Here is a 17410-nt window from a genome sequence, read left to right as displayed (position 1 = left end):
CCCGGCGGACTCACCCGTGGTCCGGGTGCTCCGGGGCGCGGCGGGCGGACAGATCGACGGTGGTCGGGCCGTCCAGCACCACGGTGGCGGCCGGGTCCGGCGTGTTCTCGTCGCCGGTGAGGAACCGGACGGACGGCCGCTCGGTGCGGGGCGAGGCGGACCGGTCGCCGGTGCCGACCCGGATGGCCGACCGGTCGCGGTCGGAGACCGGCTCGGCGTGACCGGGCGCGGGGCCCGGTGCCGCCGGGCGGGGGTCCGCGTCCTCCGGCGCGGCGTGCCGGCCCACCGACACGGTCGGGAACAGTTCCTCGTCGGCGTACTCCGCCAGGCCGGCCCGCTCCTGCAGGCGGCGCAGCGGCCCCGGCGCCCACCAGGCCGCGGCGCCGAGCATCCGCAGCAGCGCCGGCACCAGCAGCATCCGGACCACGGTGGCGTCCAGCACCAGCGCGATGATCATGCCGACGCCGACGAACCGCATGGTGGTCACGGAGGACAGCGCGAACGCGCCGGTCACCACGATGAGCAGCAGCGCCGCCGCACTGATCACCCGGCCGGTGCGGGCCAGGCCGGTGGTCACCGCCTCGGCGGTGGTGGCGCCCCGGGTCCGCGCCTCGACCATCCGGGACAGCAGGAACACCTCGTAGTCGGTGGACAGCCCGAACACCACCGCGGCCATCAGCACCACGATGCCGACCTCCAGCGGTGCCGGCGTGACCCGCAGCAGGCCGGCGCCATGGCCGTCGGAGAAGATCCAGACCAGGATGCCGAACGTGGCGGTGAGGCTGAGCGCGCTCACCACCACCGCCTTGACCGGCAGCAGGATCGAGCCGAAGGCCAGGGACATCAGGATCAGGGTGGCGCCGACCAGCAGCCCGATCATCAGCGGGAGCCGGTCCGCGGTCGCCTCCAGGCTGTCCACGCTGCGGGCGGTGGTGCCGCCGACCAGCAGCTCGGTGTCGGCCGGCGGGCGCAGGGCGCGGATGTCGGTGACCGCGTCACGGGCCGCGCCGGCGAACGGGTCGGTCGCCTCCGTGGTGGCGGTGAAGACCACCACCACGTCGCCAGAGCCGGCCGGGGTCACCGCGGCGACGCCGCGCACCTGCCGCAGCCGGTCGGCGAACGTCGCCGTGGCGGCCGGTTCCGGCGCCTCGCCGCGGGTGCCGCGCAGCACCACCTGGATGCCCACGCTGCTCAGCGCCGGGAAGTCCGCCTTGAGCGTCTCGATGGCCTGGCGGGCCGGTTCGCCGGCCGGCAGCACCCGCTCGTCGGTCTCGCCGAAGTGCACCCCGCGGATCGGTGCGGCCAGCACCAGCAGACCCAGCACCAGGGGTACGGCCACCAGCACCGGACGGCGCAGCACCACGTCGGCGAGCCGGGCCCAGCCGCTGCCGGGCGGGCGGGCGGTGCGGCGCCGGGGCAGCCGGATCGGCAGCTTGTCGACCCGCCGCCCGAGGATCGCCAGCAGCGCGGGCAGCAGGCTGAGCGACAGCACCGCGGCCAGCGCGACCGCGGCCAGCCCGCCGTACGCCAGCGACTTCAGGAAGCCCTGCGGGAACAGCAGCAGCCCGGCGAGCGCGATCATCAACAGGGTGGCGGAGAACAGCACGGTCCGCCCGGCCGTCGCCACGGTACGGGTCACCGCCTCGGCGGGCGTCCGGCCGTACTCCTGCTCCTCGCGGAAGCGCCCCACCATGAAGAGCCCGTAGTCGATCGCCATGCCCAGGCCCAGCAGGCTGGCCACGTTCACCGCGAACGAGTTGACGTTGTGGGTCAGCGCGACCGCGTGCAGCACGCCCAGCGAGCCGAGCACCGCCGCGCCGCCGACCAGCACCGGCAGCGCCGCGGCGACCAGCGAGCCGAACACCAGCAGCAGCAGGATCAGCACGATCGGCAGGGAGACGGCCTCCGCCACGGCCAGGTCGCGGGTGGACAGGCGGGCAGACGCATCGCCGAGCACGGTGCCGCCGGCCACCTGGACGCGGGCGCCGGGCACCGCGAGCCGGTCGTCGATCTGCCGGTACGAGGCCAGCTTCGCCGAGTCGTCCGCACCGGCCAGGGTGAGCACGGCGACCGCGCTGCGGCGGTCCGCCGAGGCGTACCGCGGGGCGCGGTCCGCCGACCAGTACGACGTGGTGGCGCTGACCGCGTCGCGGGGCAGCCGGTCGAGCCGGTCCCGGACCCGGTCGGCCAGCGCGGCGTCGTCGATGCCGCCGGTGGTGGGGGTGTAGACGACCACCACGTCGCCGCCCTGGGCGCCCAGGCCCTGCCGGACCACCTCGGCGGCCCGGGTCGACTCACTGCCCGGATCGTGGTAGCCGCCCTCGGACAGCTGGCCGAACACGCCCGTGCCCCACACGCCGGCCCCGATCACCGCGGCGAGCGCCACCGTGAACACCGGCCAGCGGAACCGGGCCACCCACGAGCCCCAGGCGGCGAACAACCCCCGACCCCCTTGTCCCGCAGTTCAGCGCAGGGTGGCGGCCTGCAGAGCCACCCCGCCGCAGTCGGAGTCGAAGGACTCCTCGGTGGTCCAGCTGAGTTTCAGCGTGCCGTCCTTGGGCGACCGGTACGTCACCGTGAAGACCGCGGTGGCGAGCTTGTCGTCCCGTTCCTCCAGGCGGCTCACCACGGTCGCGCCGCCGGTGGAGAGCCGGGCGTCGAGGCGGCCGCGGGCGGCGAACGTGCCCACGTACACCCGCAGCGTGCGGTTGGCCCGCCCGGCCGGCGCGGTGAGCGTGAAGCCGTTGCCCTTGCCGCAGGTGCGGATGCCGGTCGTGGTGCCGTCCGAGTTCTGCACCGGGGAGCCGCCGCGCCAGGCGAACCGTTGCGGGCTGAGCGTGTGCCGGTTGCGCGGCGCGGTGGGCGCGCCCTCCAGGATCTTGAAGCCGCCGTCCGCGTCGCGCTCCAGCGAGAACGTCCCGTCCTGGCCCCAGTGCACCCAGTCCCGGTCGCCCTCGGCGGACAGGTCCACCCGGCCCGGCACCCCGGCGCGGTCGACGGCGACCGCGCCCCGGTCCGGGGCCGGCGGCTTGCTGGACGGCGGCCGGGACGTCGGCGCGGTGGTCGCCGGGGACGACGGGCTGGCCGAGGTGGACGGGCTGGGCAGCGGGATCAGTGCCTGTTCGGTGGGCGCGAGCGGGTTCGTGCCGAGCGCCGGGGGTTGCGGCGGCGGGATGGCGGTGTTCCGGTCGTCGCGCATGGCGCGGTTGATGATGAAGGCGAACGCCACCACCAGCAGCACCCCGGCGAGGATCACCGAGGCGGGCATCAGGACCTCACCCACCCGGCGCCGTCCGGCGTCGGAGAGCAGCGCCGGGGGTACGGCCGCGGCCCGCCGCCCGCCGGCCCGGTAGCCGTGGCCGGCCGGGTGCGGAGGCCGGGGCGTCCGCCCGTGCGGTGCCCCGGATCGTGACTGCCGACCCGTTCTCCGGTCGTCGTCCGGCAACCGACCCTCCCCGGTCGTACGCGGGGCTCCCGTCGCCGGGCTCCGGTGGCGGCCGGGCACGGTGAGCCGAGTTCGCTGTCGCAGTTGCCGGCGGTGAGCGCCCGCCGCCATTGCTGTGAGCGGATACACGATCTCACTTCGATCAGTGACGAACCAGAGCGGGATCGGTAACCGCCCTTACGGTCGAGGGCCACGATCGCCGGTTCGGCGGCACCGGACCGCGAATGGATCTTCGGCGCCGCGGTTCGGCCGACCACGGTGCTCCTTCGGCGAGTACGGTGTCCGGGTTCGCCCGTATAACCAGCCAGACAGTGCAGGAGCGTCGACCGCAGATGACTGACCACGTGCAGACCGCCGAGCCCGCGGCGGAGCAGCCGACCACGGCCGAGCAGGCCGCCAACGCCAAGCGCCGCGGCCAGGCCATCGCCGGAGCCCTGGCCGGCGTGGGCGTGATCGCGGTCCTGATCGCGACGTTCGTGCTGGTCCAGGTGTCCGACGACGACCCGGCGACACCGTCCGCGGCGCCCCCGTCCGCCGCCGCACCGTCCGCCGCCGCGCCGCCGGAGAACCCGGCCGCGGCGCTCGACCCGGCCCTCCAGACCGCGCCGACCGTGAAGGCCGGCAGCGGCCGGGTGAAGAAGCTCCAGGTGACCCCGCTGATCAAGGGCACCGGCCCGGCCGTCGCCGCCGGGCAGACCATCCGTGCCAACTATGTCGGCGTCACCTACAAAGACGGCAAGGTCTTCGACTCCTCGTGGCAGTCCGGTCAGCTGCTGGAGACCCAGATCGGCGTGGGCGGGCTGATCCCCGGCTTCGACCAGGGCCTGATCGGCGTGCCGGTGGGCAGCCGGGTGCAGCTCGACATCCCGGCCACGATGGCGTACGGGGAGAAGGCGGAAGGCGGGCGGCCGGCCGGCGACCTCCGCTTCGTGGTCGACGTCCTCGCCGCCCAGTAGTCACAGCTCCGGCACCACCACGTCCAGCTGCCGGGGGCGGTCCGCCGGCGCGGGCCGCTCCTCGACCGTGTGCTTCAGGTCGCGCAGCGCGGTCACCAGATCGCCGACCGAGGCCGGCTCCGCGCCGGCCTCGGCCAGCGACCGGACCAGGCGCCCCTTGGTGGCCTTGTTGAAGTGACTGACCACGGACCGCTGCGCGACCCCGCCGACGGTGCGCTCGTGCAGCACCCGGACCTGGGCGGTGCGCGCGGCCAGCGGCCCGGCCGGCGACCACATCGCCGCGTACGCGCCGGAGCGCAGGTCCAGCACCGGGCCGTCGCCGGCCGCCGCGGTCAGGACCGGGGCCAGCGCCTTCTTCCAGTGCCCGGTGAGCCCGCCGAGGCCGGGCAACGACACCGCGACCGAGCACCGGTACGCCGGAATCCGGTCGGGCAGCCGGACCACGCCCCACAGCCCGGAGAACACCACCGCCCGCGCGTCCAGCCAGTCCCGCGCGGCCGGGGCCAGGCCGGCGGCGCCGAGTGCCTCGTACAGCACGCCGGAGTACACCTCGGCGGCCGGCGCGGCGGGCGCCGAGGCCAGTCCGGCGTTGCGCACCACCTCGTCGGCCTGCCCGGCGCTCAGCCCGAGCGTGGCGAGCGACGCGGCCGTCCCGCGCGCACTGTGCCGGCGGCACATCGCGACGAGACGGGTGAGCACGCGGCGGCGGGCCGGGGCCAGGCGGGGCAGCCAGAGCTCGGCCGGGTCGACCGGATCGCCGGTGGCCGGGACGGACTTGCCCTCGCTCGGCGGCAGCAGGATCAGCACGCAGGCGAGGTTAACCGGCGCCGGATCGTCACCCCCGGGCGGCCGCCGGCACGGTGACCGTGGTCTTCACCGTGGCCTGGTCGATCTCCGAGATCCGGATGGTGAAGCGCAGGTCGTACGTGCCGGGCAGCGGGAACGTGAGCGCGCCGATGGCGTGGTGCCGCGGCAGCACGCCCAGCATCGGGGTGGTCACCGGTTCCAGGTCGCGCCCGGCGAGTGCCGAGGTGACGGTCCACTCGGCGGCCGGCAGCGGCTTGCCCTCCGGCGTGTAGACGAACGCGTGCACCGTGTTGTTGTCGCCGATCTGCAGCGGATAGATGTTGAACTGCAGCGTGTACAGCGACGAGGTGAGGGTCTGCGACACGCCGTCGTCGATCACCGTGGCCGCGTCGGTGGTGGCGCTGCGGCCCGGATTCACCTGGACCAGGACGGCGCTGAGACCGAGCACCACGGCGGTCGCGGCCACCTCGATGCCGACCGTGCGGCGCAACCCGGCCGGGGCGCCGGCGTGGTGCACCAGCCGCCGGGCGTACGCCGCCGCGCCCAGGGTCAGCGCCAGCACCGCCACCTTGGCGACCAGCAGCCGGCCGTAGTCGGTGCGCCACAGCGCCGGCACCGAGCCGACCTGCACCACGGCCTGCAGCACCCCGGCGCCGACCAGCCACACCACCGCCACCGCGGCCCACCGCGACCACACCGGCAGCAGCACGCCCAGCACCCGGGGATGGGTCCGGCGCAGCAGCACCACGGTCAGCGTGACCAGGCCGCCCAGCCAGACCGCCATGGCCGCCATGTGCACCACGTCGGCGGCCACGATCACCGCCGGCAGCGGCGCCGCGACCGCGTGCCCGGTCAGCGGCCAGGTGGCCAGACCGCCCAGCCCGAGACCGGCGAGGGTGAGCGCCCGGCCGCGCCCGGCGGTGCCGGCCAGCACCGGCGGCAGCAGCCCGGCCACCACCGCCAGGACCGCCAGGCGGGCGCCGAGCGCCAGCCCGTAGCCGTCGGTCAGCACCTGCCCGAGGGCGCCCGGTGCGACGTCCCACAGCGGGGTGCCGGACCGGTACGGCGCCTGCAGCCACAGATCCGCCAGCGTGGCCACGGCGGTCGCGGCCAGGCCCGCGCGCACCAGGCGGACCGCGCCGCGGCGGGGGGTGCGGCGGGGCCAGAGCAGCGCCAGCAGCAGCGCCGGGCCGATGGTCAGGGTCAGCCCGGCGTACCCGAGATAGCGGACCGCCGGCAGCGCGACCGCCACCGACCGGTGGACGTCGTCCGCGGTGGCCGCCGGCGGCGTCGTGGACGGCGCGCCCACCGAGAACGTCAGCGCCCCCGCCACCGGGTGGCTGTCCGCCGAGATCACCCGGTAGCTGACCAGGTAGGTGCCGAGCGGCCGGTCGGCGCGCCGGACCGCGACGGTGAGGACCGCGCCGCGGGCGGTGACCGCCCCGGAGATCCGCCGCCCGTCCGGCGCGATCACCTGGACCCGGCCGGCGACCGGCGTGACCGGTTCGCTGAACGTCACGGTCACCTCGGTCGGGGAGGTGCCGATCACGCTGCCCGGCGCGGGGGTGGAGGCCAGCAGCGCGGCGTGCGCCTCGGCCGGCACGGCCGGCCCGAGCACCAGGAACAGAGCGGACACCAGGGGTACGAGGACACGGCGCAGCCGGCGACCGTCTCGCGGCCCCCCGGCCGCTTTCGCCCCTGTCACGTCAGGTAGTTCGGATTCCGGGCCGGAAAGGTTCAATACCGGCCGCGACGGCTTACCGATCGCGTGTCCCGGGTACCGCGCAACGATACGATCCGCACAACGACCGCCGGGCGACCACGGCGCGGTTCGACGCCGCCGCCCCGGGCCGGTTCCACGCTCCGAGGAGGCCCCCGATGTCCGTAGATCCCCGTGCCGGCCGACCCGCCGAGGCCCGCGACGCCATCGACGTGCCCCGCGTGATCCTGTCGTACTACACCGAGCACCCCGACCCGGAGGTGCCGGAGCAGCGGGTCGCGTTCGGCACCTCCGGGCACCGCGGATCCAGCCTGCGCACCGCGTTCAACGAGGACCACATCGTGGCGACCAGCCAGGCGATCGTCGAGTACCGCCGGGACCAGGGCACCGACGGCCCGCTGTTCCTGGTCCGCGACACCCACGCGCTGAGCGAGCCGGCGATGGTCAGCGCGCTGGAGGTGTTCGCGGCGAACGAGGTGACCGTGCTGATCGACAGCCGGGACGGGTACACCCCGACCCCGGCGCTGTCGCACGCGATCCTGCGCCACAACCGGGGCCGGCAGTCCGGCCTGGCCGACGGCGTGGTGGTGACGCCGTCGCACAACCCGCCGGCCGACGGCGGCTTCAAGTACAACCCGCCGCACGGCGGTCCGGCCGACACCGACGCCACGAAATGGATCCAGGACCGGGCGAACGCGCTGATCGCGGCGGGACTCGCGGACGTACGCCGGGTGCCGGCCGCGCGGGCCCGGAGCGCCGCGACCGTGTCCACGTACGACTTCCTGGACGCCTATGTCGGCGATCTGGGCGCGGTGATCGACCTGGACGCGATCCGCTCGGCCGGCGTGCGGATCGGCGCCGACCCGCTCGGCGGCGCCAGCGTGGCGTACTGGGGCGAGATCGGCGAGCGGTACGGCCTGGACCTGACCGTGGTCAACCCGGACGTCGACCCCACGTTCCGGTTCATGACGCTGGACTGGGACGGCAAGATCCGGATGGACTGCTCGTCGCCGTACGCGATGGCGTCGCTGATCGAGCAGAAGGACCGCTTCCAGATCGCCACCGGCAACGACGCGGACGCCGACCGGCACGGCATCGTCACCCCCGACGGCGGCCTGATGAACCCGAACCACTACCTGGCCGTGGCGATCGCCTACCTGTTCCGGGTGCGCACCGACTGGCCGTCCGGCGCCGCGGTCGGCAAGACGCTGGTGTCCTCCTCGATGATCGACCGGGTGGCCGCGGATCTGGGTCGCCGGCTCGACGAGGTGCCGGTCGGCTTCAAGTGGTTCGTGCCCGGCCTGCTCGACGGCAGCGTCGGCTTCGGCGGCGAGGAGAGTGCCGGCGCGTCGTTCCTGCGCCGCGACGGCAGCGTGTGGAGCACCGACAAGGACGGCCTGCTGCTCGACCTGCTGGCCTCGGAGATCCTGGCCACCACGGGCCGCACGCCCAGCGAGCACTACGCCGACCTGACCGGCCGGTTCGGCAGCCCCGCGTACGCCCGGATCGACGCGCCGGCCACCCGGGACGAGAAGGCGGTGCTGGCGAAGCTGTCGCCGGACCAGGTCACCGCGAAGGAACTGGCCGGCGAGCCGATCACCGCGGTCCTGACCACGGCACCGGGCAACGGCGCCGCGATCGGCGGCCTCAAGGTGACCACCGAGTCCGGCTGGTTCGCGGCCCGGCCGTCCGGCACCGAGGACGTGTACAAGATCTACGGCGAGTCGTTCCAGGGCCCGGACCACCTGGCCCAGATCCAGGAGGAGGCGCGGGCCGTGGTCTCCGCCGCGCTGAAGGGCTGACCCGGGCCGGCCCCGGCGCGCTCAGCCCCGGGGCCGGACCACGCCGAGGTCGTAGGCGGCGATCGTCGCCTGCACCCGGCTGCGCACACCCAGCTTCGGCAGCAGCGCGTTCACGTGCGCCTTCACCGTGCCGGTGGCGATGCCCAGCCGCTCGCCGATCTCCGCGTTGGACCAGCCCGCGGCCACCCCCGCCAGGACGTCCCGCTCCCGCGGGGTGAGTGCCGCCAGCCGCGGATCGGGGCGGGCCGGGCCGGCCACCGTCCCGGCCGCGAACGCGTCGATCAGCCGCCGGGTCACCACCGGGCTGAGCATCGCCTCCCCGGCCGCCACCACCCGGACCGCGGCCACCAGGTCGGCGGGTTCGGCGTCCTTGAGCAGGAACCCGGCCGCACCGGCCTGCAGTGCCTGGAACACGTACGCGTCCTGGTGGAACGTGGTCAGCACCAGCACCCGCGGCGGGTTCTCCGCCGCGGTGAGGCGGGCGGTGGCGGCGAGCCCGTCCATGCCCGGCATCCGGATGTCCATCAGCACGACGTCCGGCCGCAGGCGCGCCGCCAGGTCCAGCGCCGCCTGCCCGTCGGCGGCCTCGCCGACCACCTCGAGGTCGTCCTCGGCGTCCACGATCGCGGACAGCCCGGCCCGCACCATGAGCTGGTCGTCCACCACCATCACCCGAATCGCGATGACGTCACCTCCACAGCCGCCGGTACCGGCAGCAAGACTTCCACAACTCCGTTGCCGGCCTCGGCCGGGTTGCCGGGCTCGGCCGGGTTGCCGGGCTCGGCCGGGTTGCTGGGCTCGGCCGGGTTGCTGGGCTCGGCCGGGTAGCCGGGCTCGGCCGGTCCGTCCGCGTAGGTGCCGCCCAGCGCGGACACCCGGGCCTGCACCGCGGCCGCCCGGGTGCCGTCGGCGTCCGCGGCCACTCCGGTGACGGTGATCCGCAGCCCGTCGGCGGACCGGGTCACCCGCACGGTGGCCGGCCCGGAGCCGCCGGTCAGCAGCATCTCCACCAGCCGGTAGGCGGACCGGTCGACGGCGGCCGGCAGGCCCTCGAGGTCGCCGACGACGGTCAGCGTGGCCGGGCGCGCACTGGTCCGCAGCAGCTCGGCGAGCGACGCGAGACCGGCTCCGCCCGGGCCGGCTCGCCCCGGCCCGTTTCCGGCCGGGGTCGCCGGGTGGGGTCCGGGTTCGGCCGGGGTGGCCGGGTGGGGTCCGGATTTGGCCGGGTCCGGCCCGTTGGTGGTCTGAGCGGCCGGGTCGGGCTCGGTTACGGGCGGGGTCGCGGAGGGCGGTCCCAGTCCGGGGCCGGGTGGCGCCACCCCGCCCGGCTGCGGTGGCTCACGCAGGCCGCTGAGCAGGCCCCGCATCGACCCGAGCGCCGCCCGGGCCGACACCAGCACCCCGTCCACGTCGCCCGCCTCGGCGGTGGTGCCGACCCGCGCGGTCTGTTCCAGCACCGCGGCGCGCAGCCCGGCCGCCACCCGGGCCCGCTCGTCGGCGGCCGAGAGCACGGCCCGGGCGGTCGCCTCGGCCAGCGCCCCGTGCTCCCGGTACCGCACCCGCGCCGCCCGGGCGGCCTTTGCGGCGCCCGCACCCCAGCACGCCGCGACGACCGGTGCGAGCAGCACCACGGTCATCACCATGAAACTCACCCCGACGAGCGCCGCGACCAGCAGCAGATCGCGCGTGGTCAGCTCGGCCGCCGCGAGGTCCGGGACGGCGGGCGGCGACCGTAAGCCGCTTTCCACGCCGCCGGTCACGGCGGTGGCCAGGCCGGTGCAGACCAGCACGGCGGGGATGGTGAGCGCGGTGATCCGGCCGCGGCCGCCGTAGGCGGCGACCGCGTAGACGGCGGCCGCGTCGGCGGCCACGCCGCCGAGCACCAGCCACCCGCCCGACTCCGGCAGGGCACCCACCAGAGTCAGCACCGGCCACAGCCAGGTGGTGCCGGCCACCAGCGCGAACACCGGCCACGGGTGGCGGCGCCGCCAGACCAGCGGCGCCGCGTGCGCGAGGGTGGCCAGGGCGATCAGGACCAGCTCCGGTGCGGTCGGCCGGGCGACGTCCTCGATCAGGATGAGGAGGCCGAGCGCCGGCAGGAACAGCATGCCGGCGACCAGACCGGCGTCGACCACGTTGTCCGCCCGGGCCCACCACGGCGGCCCGCCGGCCACTGGCCCGCCGGCCACCGGCCCGCCGGCCACCGGCCCGCCGGCGGCGCGGGCTCCGGGCGCCGCGGGCAGGAGCGCCCGTACCCGCCATCCGCCGTCGACCCGCGGACCCGCCTCGGCCGTACCGCCGAGCGCGGCGGCCCGCTCCCGCATCCCGGCCAGCCCGCGGCCGCCACCCAGCCCGGCCGTCGCGCCCCGCCCGGCGCCGAAGCCCAACGCCGTGGCCGGGGCGTCGTTCTCCACGATCAGCTCGGTGCCCTCGGCGGACTGCGTCACCCGCATCCGCACCCGCGCCCCGGGGGCGTACCGCAGGGTGTTGGTCAGGGCTTCCCGCGCGATCCCGTGGACCGCCTCGGCGACCGGCGCCGGCAGTTCCGTCTCCGGCAGCCGTACCGTCACCCGCTGGCCCAGCCGGACGAAGCCGGCCGCCAGGTCCGCGAGCTGCTCGGCCGGCGAGGCCGGCCGTTCGCCGGGCAGCTGCATCACCGACACCAGCCGGTGCAGCGCGTCGAGCGTCTCCCGGCCGGTACGGGCGGCGAAGTCCAGCGCCTCCCGCCGCAGATCGGGTCGCTTGTCACCGAGGTGCTGCGCGGCGGACACACTCACCACGATGGAGGTCAGGTGGTGCGCGGTGACGTCGTGCAGCTCGCGGGCGAGGCGGTGCCGTTCCGCGTCCGCGGCGTCGCGGCGCCGGGCCTCGGCCTCGGCCACGTCCCGGGAGGCGGCCGCCCGGTCGGCCAGCCAGCGGCGGCGGACCCGGCCGAACGCCACCACCAGGGCGTAGACCACCACGAGGGTGAGCAGGGTGAGGACGTACTCGCCGACGGTGTTCACGTCCTCGACCGCGGCCACGCCGGCCTGCCAGAGCAGCACCCCGCCGGCGGTGTACAGCGTGGTGCGCCGCGGGCAGCGCAGCGCGACGGAGTACAGCGCGACCAGGTCGGCGATGGCGATCACCAACAGCTGGTCGCTCCGTTCGGCCCAGTACGCCAGGCTGAGCGCGGCCACGACGGCCACAGCGACCGGGACCGGCGCGCGGTGCCGCCAGAGCAGGGCCACCCCGGTGACGAGCGTGGCGACCACGACCGCCGAGGCCGCCGCGGGGTTGACCGGATCGCCGGTGAGCAGCGGTGCGCCGGGCCAGAGCAGCAGTTGCCCGGCCGTCAGCACGGCGGGCAGCAGCCAGGTCCGGAATCCCATGAGCAGCAAACCTAGGGGTCGGCCGGGCCGCGCGCATCCACCCCACGGCGCGGTGCCCCTATGCCCCAGGGTGGGGGTGACATTCCGGCCGCAGCCCGATTCGCCGGGGCCGGCCGGCCGACCAGACTTCCGGTCATGACCTCGCCGAGATTTTCGCCGCTGCCCGGTGCCGCGTACCACCGGCTCGCCCGCACCCCCGCACACCGCTGGTGGCGGCACCTGCTGACGGTGCTCGCCGTACTTCTCGCCTGGTTGGTGGCGGCCGCGGTCCTGTACGGGGGAGTGGCCGTGCTGGCCGCGCTGGCGGGCCGGCCGGGCGGGCCGGACGACCTGCCGGACTTCGGCCCGCGCGGGTCGCTGGCGGTGGACTTCCTGGCGGTGGCGGCGCTGCTGCCGATCGTGCTGTCCGCGGCCTGGCTGCAGGGACGCCGGCCCGGAACGCTCTCCGCGGTCACCGGCCGGCTGCGGTGGGGCTGGCTGATGCGCTGCCTGCCGGTGGCGGTGGCGGCGCTGCTGCTGATGTTCGGTGGCAGCGCCGCGCTGCTCGCCGTCACCGGTGCCGGGGGCGACGAACTCGGCCTGGACGGCGGCTGGACCGGCCTCACGTCGTTCGCCGCCAGCATGGCGGTCCTGCTGGCGGTGGTGCCGGTGCAGGCGGCCGCCGAGGAGTACGGCTTCCGCGGCCTGCTGCTGCAGACGTTCGGCGCGTTCGCCCGTCGCCCGTGGGTGCCGATCCTGCTGCAGGCGGTGCTGTTCGCCGCGGTGCACGGGTGGGGTACGCCGTGGGGCTTCTTGGATCTGGTGGTGTTCGGGACGCTGGCCGGATATCTGACGGTCCGCACCGGCGGCCTGGAGGCGGCGGTCGCCCTGCACGTGGTCAACAACCTGGTGGCGACCACGCTGGCGGCGGCGACCGGGCAGCTCACGGTGACCGAGACCGCCGCGGACGCGCCGTGGCAGCTGGTCGTGGCGAACGTGCCGGTGCTGGTGGGGTACACCGTGGTGGTGTTGTGGCTCGCCCGCCGCCGGGGGCTCGCGGTGGCGGCACCCGAGGGTGTGCCGTCCGGGCCGGCTGTCTTCCCGGCGGCCGTGCCCTTCCAGCCGGCTGTCATCCCGGCGGCCGTGCCCTTCCAGCCGGCTGTCTTCCCGGCGGCCGTACCGTCCCAGCCGGCCGCTTTCCCGGTCGCCGGGCCGTCTCAGCCGGCCGGCTTCCCGGTCGCCGGGCCGGCCGGGCCGGCCGTCGCACCGGGACCGCGGCTTGCCGGTCCGCCCACGAGCTCCGGGGGCCGTGACTGACCGTTCCGGCGGGCCGGACCGGGCCGCTCGGCGGCGGGTCCGGCTCTTCGGACATTTCTCAGTTTTCCGGCTTTCCCGCCGACTGGTATGCCACAGGGCCAGACCGACAGGGAGCCGGACGACGTCATGACCCGATACGCCGGGAAACGCCGCCGGGGCGCTCCCCGCCGCGGGGTCCTCGTTGCGCCCGCGGTCGCGGCGGCGAGCGTGGTGGCGGTCGCGGTGTGGCTGACGCTGCACGACGGCGGATCGGCCCGCGTCGGCCACCTCGGCGGCCTGGTGGCGACGGCCGCCGCCGCGGTGGCCTGTTACCGGATCGGTTCGCAGATCGTGGTGTCGCGGCCGCTGCGGGGCTTCTGGCGCCGCTTCTCGCACGCCTCGGTCTGCCTCGGCATGGCCTGCGTGGCGTCGCTCGTGGTGCCGGACGGCAAGCCGGGGCTCTCCCCGTACGCCGCGGTGCCCGCGCTGCTCGCCGTGGTGATGGCGATGATCGGCTTCCTGCACCTGCCGCTCGGCCGGCGGCCGCTGGTCAGCTGGCTGAAGCTGCTGCTGGACGGCGCCACGGTGGGCGTCGCCGGCGTCCTCATCTTCGTGCATGTGGTGCTCGACTCCGCGACCCCCGACACGTCGTCCGTGACCGGGTTCAGCGCCGCGGTGGTCGGCATCAGCGGACTGCTCGCGGTCGTGGTCATCGGCAAGGCCGCGCTGTCGCCCACCGGCACGGTCGACCCGCTGTCGCTGCGGATGCTCACCGTCGCGCCGCTGGCCGGCGTGGTCACCTCGGTGCTGCTGATCGGCGGGTCGGACACCGCCCGGCTGGCCATGTCGGTGCTGGTCATGCCGGTCATCGGGACCGCGATCAGCGCCGCCGCGGCCCGTCAGCTGCGGGTGCTGGACCGGCCCGCCGCCGCGCCGGCCGCCCGCAACGTCCGCAGCTTCTTCAACGTCCTGCCGCCGTTCGCCGTGGTCACCACCGCGGTGCTGGTCGGCGCCGTGTCGGTACGCGACATGAGCTGGCACCAGCGCACCGTCATCATCGGCGCCCTGCTGATCGCCGGGATCGTGGTGCTGCGCCAGCTGATCGGGCTGCGCGAGAACCGCCGCCTGCTCACCGGCATCCAGGAGCAGCAGGCCGAGCTGCAACGGCTGGCCATGCACGACTCGCTCACCGGCCTGGCCAACCGCTCCCGGTTCGGTGCCGTGCTCGCCGAGCGGCTGGACGCGCACCAGCCGAGCGGCGTGCTGCTGGTCGACGTCGACGACTTCAAGACCGTGAACGACACCATGGGGCACGCGGTCGGCGACCAGCTGCTGTACGAGGTGGCCCAGCGCCTCCGCTCGCACGCCGTGGTCACCGAGCTGCCCGCGCGGCTGGGTGCCGACGAGTTCGCCGTGCTCCTGGAGTTCGACGATCCGGCGGCCGCGGACGACGCGGCGGAGCGGGTCCTGGCCGCCCTCTCGGTGCCGTTCCGGGTCGGCGAGCACCACCTGCTCGCCCGCGCCAGCGTCGGCGTCGCCCTGGCCGGTCCGGGCGACTCCGCCGACGAGGTGGTGCGCAACGCCGACATCGCCATGTACGCCGCCAAGGCCGGCGGCAAGGCCAGCTGGACCCGGTTCGAGCCGCGCATGCGCGAGGAGGTCGTCAACCACGCCCGGCTCGGCAGCGAACTGCACAACGCGCTCATCCGGCACGAGTTGTTCCTGCTCTACCAGCCCGTGTTCGACCTGGTCACCGGCCGGATCTCGGGGGTCGAGGCGCTGGTCCGGTGGACCCACCCGACGCGCGGCGTGGTGTCACCGAGCCACTTCATCCCGGTGGCGGAACGGTCCGGGCTGATCGTGCCGCTGGGCGCGTGGGTGCTGCGTCAGGCGTGCGGTCAGCTCGCCGCCTGGCAGGCCGAGTACGGCGACGCCGCGATCCGCGCGGTCAACGTCAACGTGGCCGCCCGGCAGCTGCGCGACGGCGCCTTCGTCGACCAGGTCGTGGCGGTGCTCAGCGAGACCGGGTTACGCCCGCAGAACCTGGTCCTCGAGGTCACCGAGTCGTCCGTGGTGGAGGGCCGCCAGGTCCGCGAGACCCTGGAGTCGCTGCACGAGCTGGGCGTGCGCCTGGCCCTGGACGACTTCGGCACCGGGCAGTCGTCGCTGAGCCTGCTGCGGGCGTTCCCGGTGGACGTGCTGAAGCTGGACAAGTCGTTCGTCGACGGGATCTGCGACGGTGAGGACCGGGGCCGGCTCGCGGTGGCCGCCGCCGTCGCGCAGCTCGCCGAGTACCTGCAGCTGTCCGCGGTCGCCGAGGGCATCGAGAGCGAGGCGCAGCTGTACCGGCTGCGCGAGATGGGCTACCGCCTGGGCCAGGGTTTCCACCTGGCGCGGCCGCTGCCCGCCGCCGAGGTCGGTGCCCTGATGGCCATGGTCCGGCCGGTCGTGCCGGCCTAGGCCGCCGGCCCGCCGTGGTGGCGGGCCGGCGGACCGGTCAGGCCGGGACCTCGTTGCGGTCCTCGGTGGCCCACAGCACGTGGAACGCGCCGGGCTTGTCGACCCGCTGGTACGTGTGCGCGCCGAAGAAGTCCCGCTGTCCCTGGATCAGCGCGGCGGGCAGCCGCTTCGCCCGCAGGCCGTCGTAGTACGCCAGCGCCGACGCGAACCCGGGCGCCGGGACGCCCTGCTCCGCGGCCAGCGCCACGACCCGCCGCCACCCCTGCTGGGCGCCGCTGACCGCCTCCAGGAAGTAGTCGTCCACCAGCAGCGTGGGCAGCTGCGGCGACTTGTCGTACGCCTGCTTGATGTAGTCCAGGAACTTCGCCCGGATGATGCAGCCGTCCCGCCAGATCTTGGCCATCGCGCCGGGGTCGATGTCCCAGCCGTACTCCTTGCTGGCGGCCTGGATCTGCTGGAAGCCCTGCGCGTACGCGACGATCTTGCTGGCGAACAGCGCCTGCTCGATGTCGGCCTGCAGGCCGGTGCCGCCGGCGCCGGCGGTGGCAGACGGCCCGGGCAGCCCGGCCGCGGCCTCGCGGGCCACCGGGTCGCCGGACAGCGCCCGGGCGAACACCGCCTCGGCGATGCCGCTGATCGGTACGCCCAGGTCCAGCGCCGACTGCACGGTCCAGCGGCCGGTGCCCTTCTGCTCGGCCCGGTCCAGCACCACGTCCACGAACGGCTGACCGGTCTCCGGGTCGGCCTGCTTGAGCACCTCGGCGGTGATCTCGATCAGGTACGAGCCCAGCCGGCCCTCGTTCCACCCCTTGAAGATCTCCGCGATCTCCGCCGGCGAGTGCCCGCCGGCCTGCCGGAGCAGGTCGTACGCCTCCGCGATGAGCTGCATGTCGGCGTACTCGATGCCGTTGTGCACCATCTTGACGAAGTGGCCGGCGCCGTCCGGGCCGACGTGCACGCAGCACGGCTCGCCGTCGACCTTGGCCGAGATGTCCTCCAGCAGCGGGCCGAGCGACTCGTACGACTCCCGCGAGCCGCCGGGCATGATGCTCGGGCCGTGCAGCGCGCCCTCCTCGCCGCCGGACACGCCGGTGCCGACGAAGTGCAGCCCGCGCTCCTTCAGCGCCGCCTCGCGCCGCCGGGTGTCGGCGAAGTGCGCGTTGCCCGCGTCGATCAGCATGTCGCCGGGCTCGAGCAGCGGCGCGAACTCGTCGATCACCGCGTCCGTGGCCGGACCAGCTTTGACCATGATCACCACGCGGCGCGGGCGTTCCAGGCTGGCCACGAAGTCCTGCGCCGACTCCGACGGCAGGAACGTACCCTCGTCGCCGAACTGTTCGACCAGCTCCTTGGTCCGCGCGTAGCTGCGGTTGTGCACGGCGACGGTGTGGCCGTGCCGGGCGAAGTTACGGGCCAGGTTGCGGCCCATCACTGCCAGGCCGGTGACCCCGATCTGCGCCTTCTCACTCATGTCCGCGTCCTTCCCTCACGATTCACCCGGTCATTCTTACGTGTTCGCGACGCTGGGAGTTCGACCGCGTCCGCCAAGTGAGCACCGGACGAGCCGGGCGCGG

The 17410-nt window shown here is 75.2% G+C and carries 11 protein-coding genes; 4 read left to right on the top strand and 7 right to left on the bottom strand.

All coding sequences use genetic code 11. The features are described from left to right. Positions 1 to 10: 10 nt before the first annotated feature. Positions 11 to 2440: an MMPL family transporter gene (locus LDL48_RS26515; protein WP_225257936.1), complete on the bottom strand. Its 2430-nt coding sequence runs from the start codon at positions 2438 to 2440 to the stop codon at positions 11 to 13. Between the two features lie 24 nt (positions 2441 to 2464). After that, positions 2465 to 3445, bottom strand: a complete 981-nt coding sequence (locus LDL48_RS26510; protein ID WP_225257935.1) for a hypothetical protein — start codon at positions 3443 to 3445, stop codon at positions 2465 to 2467. 332 nt (positions 3446 to 3777) lie between these two features. Here LDL48_RS26510 and LDL48_RS26505 point away from each other — a divergent pair, with 332 nt between their 5' ends. Further along, complete coding sequence (locus LDL48_RS26505; protein ID WP_225257934.1) at positions 3778 to 4401, top strand: FKBP-type peptidyl-prolyl cis-trans isomerase; 624 nt, start codon at positions 3778 to 3780, stop codon at positions 4399 to 4401. Here the strand turns inward: LDL48_RS26505 and yaaA are convergent, their stop codons facing one another. After that, complete coding sequence (gene yaaA, locus LDL48_RS26500) at positions 4402 to 5208, bottom strand: peroxide stress protein YaaA (RefSeq protein WP_225257933.1); 807 nt, start codon at positions 5206 to 5208, stop codon at positions 4402 to 4404. Positions 5209 to 5236: 28 nt separating this feature from the next. Then, on the bottom strand, positions 5237 to 6844 hold the full coding sequence (locus LDL48_RS26495; RefSeq protein WP_225257932.1) for a copper resistance CopC/CopD family protein: 1608 nt from the start codon (positions 6842 to 6844) through the stop codon (positions 5237 to 5239). A gap of 242 nt (positions 6845 to 7086) precedes the next feature. Here LDL48_RS26495 and pgm point away from each other — a divergent pair, with 242 nt between their 5' ends. After that, the gene (gene pgm / locus LDL48_RS26490; RefSeq protein ID WP_225257931.1) at positions 7087 to 8730 is read left to right on the top strand and encodes a phosphoglucomutase (alpha-D-glucose-1,6-bisphosphate-dependent); all 1644 of its coding nucleotides are present in this window, start codon (positions 7087 to 7089) and stop codon (positions 8728 to 8730) included. A 21-nt stretch (positions 8731 to 8751) separates the two neighbouring features. On the opposite strand, the gene LDL48_RS26485 is transcribed toward pgm, so the two are convergent. Then, positions 8752 to 9399 carry a response regulator gene (locus LDL48_RS26485; protein WP_225257968.1) on the bottom strand — a complete coding sequence of 216 codons (648 nt, stop codon included), beginning with the start codon at positions 9397 to 9399 and terminating at the stop codon, positions 8752 to 8754. Then, positions 9399 to 12101: a sensor histidine kinase gene (locus LDL48_RS44240; protein ID WP_272493093.1), complete on the bottom strand. Its 2703-nt coding sequence runs from the start codon at positions 12099 to 12101 to the stop codon at positions 9399 to 9401. The genes LDL48_RS26485 and LDL48_RS44240 overlap by 1 nt, the downstream gene beginning before the upstream one ends. Positions 12102 to 12236: 135 nt before the next feature. Here LDL48_RS44240 and LDL48_RS44235 point away from each other — a divergent pair, with 135 nt between their 5' ends. Both LDL48_RS44235 and LDL48_RS26460 read left to right on the top strand, forming a co-directional pair. Further along, positions 12237 to 13397 carry a CPBP family intramembrane glutamic endopeptidase gene (locus tag LDL48_RS44235; RefSeq protein WP_272493092.1) on the top strand — a complete coding sequence of 387 codons (1161 nt, stop codon included), beginning with the start codon at positions 12237 to 12239 and terminating at the stop codon, positions 13395 to 13397. Positions 13398 to 13523: 126 nt separating this feature from the next. Beyond that, on the top strand, positions 13524 to 15836 hold the full coding sequence (locus tag LDL48_RS26460) for a putative bifunctional diguanylate cyclase/phosphodiesterase (RefSeq protein ID WP_225257930.1): 2313 nt from the start codon (positions 13524 to 13526) through the stop codon (positions 15834 to 15836). A gap of 37 nt (positions 15837 to 15873) precedes the next feature. Here LDL48_RS26460 and gnd read toward each other — a convergent pair whose 3' ends face one another. Then, entirely contained in the window at positions 15874 to 17307 is a 1434-nt protein-coding gene (gene gnd / locus LDL48_RS26455) for an NADP-dependent phosphogluconate dehydrogenase (protein WP_225257929.1), read from the bottom strand. Between the last annotated feature and the right edge of the window lie 103 nt (positions 17308 to 17410).

Origin of the sequence: Jidongwangia harbinensis (genome assembly GCF_020216025.1) — a bacterium.
Taxonomy (GTDB): Bacteria; Actinomycetota; Actinomycetes; order Mycobacteriales; family Micromonosporaceae; genus Actinoplanes; species Actinoplanes harbinensis.
The sequence above is the reverse complement of the archived record's forward strand: the minus strand, read 5'-3'. Positions and strand labels throughout refer to the sequence as shown.

Excerpts from the sequence above, each read along its gene's own strand:
- LDL48_RS44235 (WP_272493092.1), top strand. The coding sequence starts at position 12,237 with ATGACCTCGCCGAGATTTTCGCCGCTGCCCGGTGCCGCGTACCACCGG.
- LDL48_RS26505 (WP_225257934.1), top strand. The coding sequence starts at position 3,778 with ATGACTGACCACGTGCAGACCGCCGAGCCCGCGGCGGAGCAGCCGACC.
- gnd (WP_225257929.1), bottom strand. The coding sequence starts at position 17,307 with ATGAGTGAGAAGGCGCAGATCGGGGTCACCGGCCTGGCAGTGATGGGC.
- LDL48_RS44240 (WP_272493093.1), bottom strand. The coding sequence starts at position 12,101 with ATGGGATTCCGGACCTGGCTGCTGCCCGCCGTGCTGACGGCCGGGCAA.
- LDL48_RS26460 (WP_225257930.1), top strand. The coding sequence starts at position 13,524 with ATGACCCGATACGCCGGGAAACGCCGCCGGGGCGCTCCCCGCCGCGGG.
- LDL48_RS26485 (WP_225257968.1), bottom strand. The coding sequence starts at position 9,399 with ATGGTGGTGGACGACCAGCTCATGGTGCGGGCCGGGCTGTCCGCGATC.
- pgm (WP_225257931.1), top strand. The coding sequence starts at position 7,087 with ATGTCCGTAGATCCCCGTGCCGGCCGACCCGCCGAGGCCCGCGACGCC.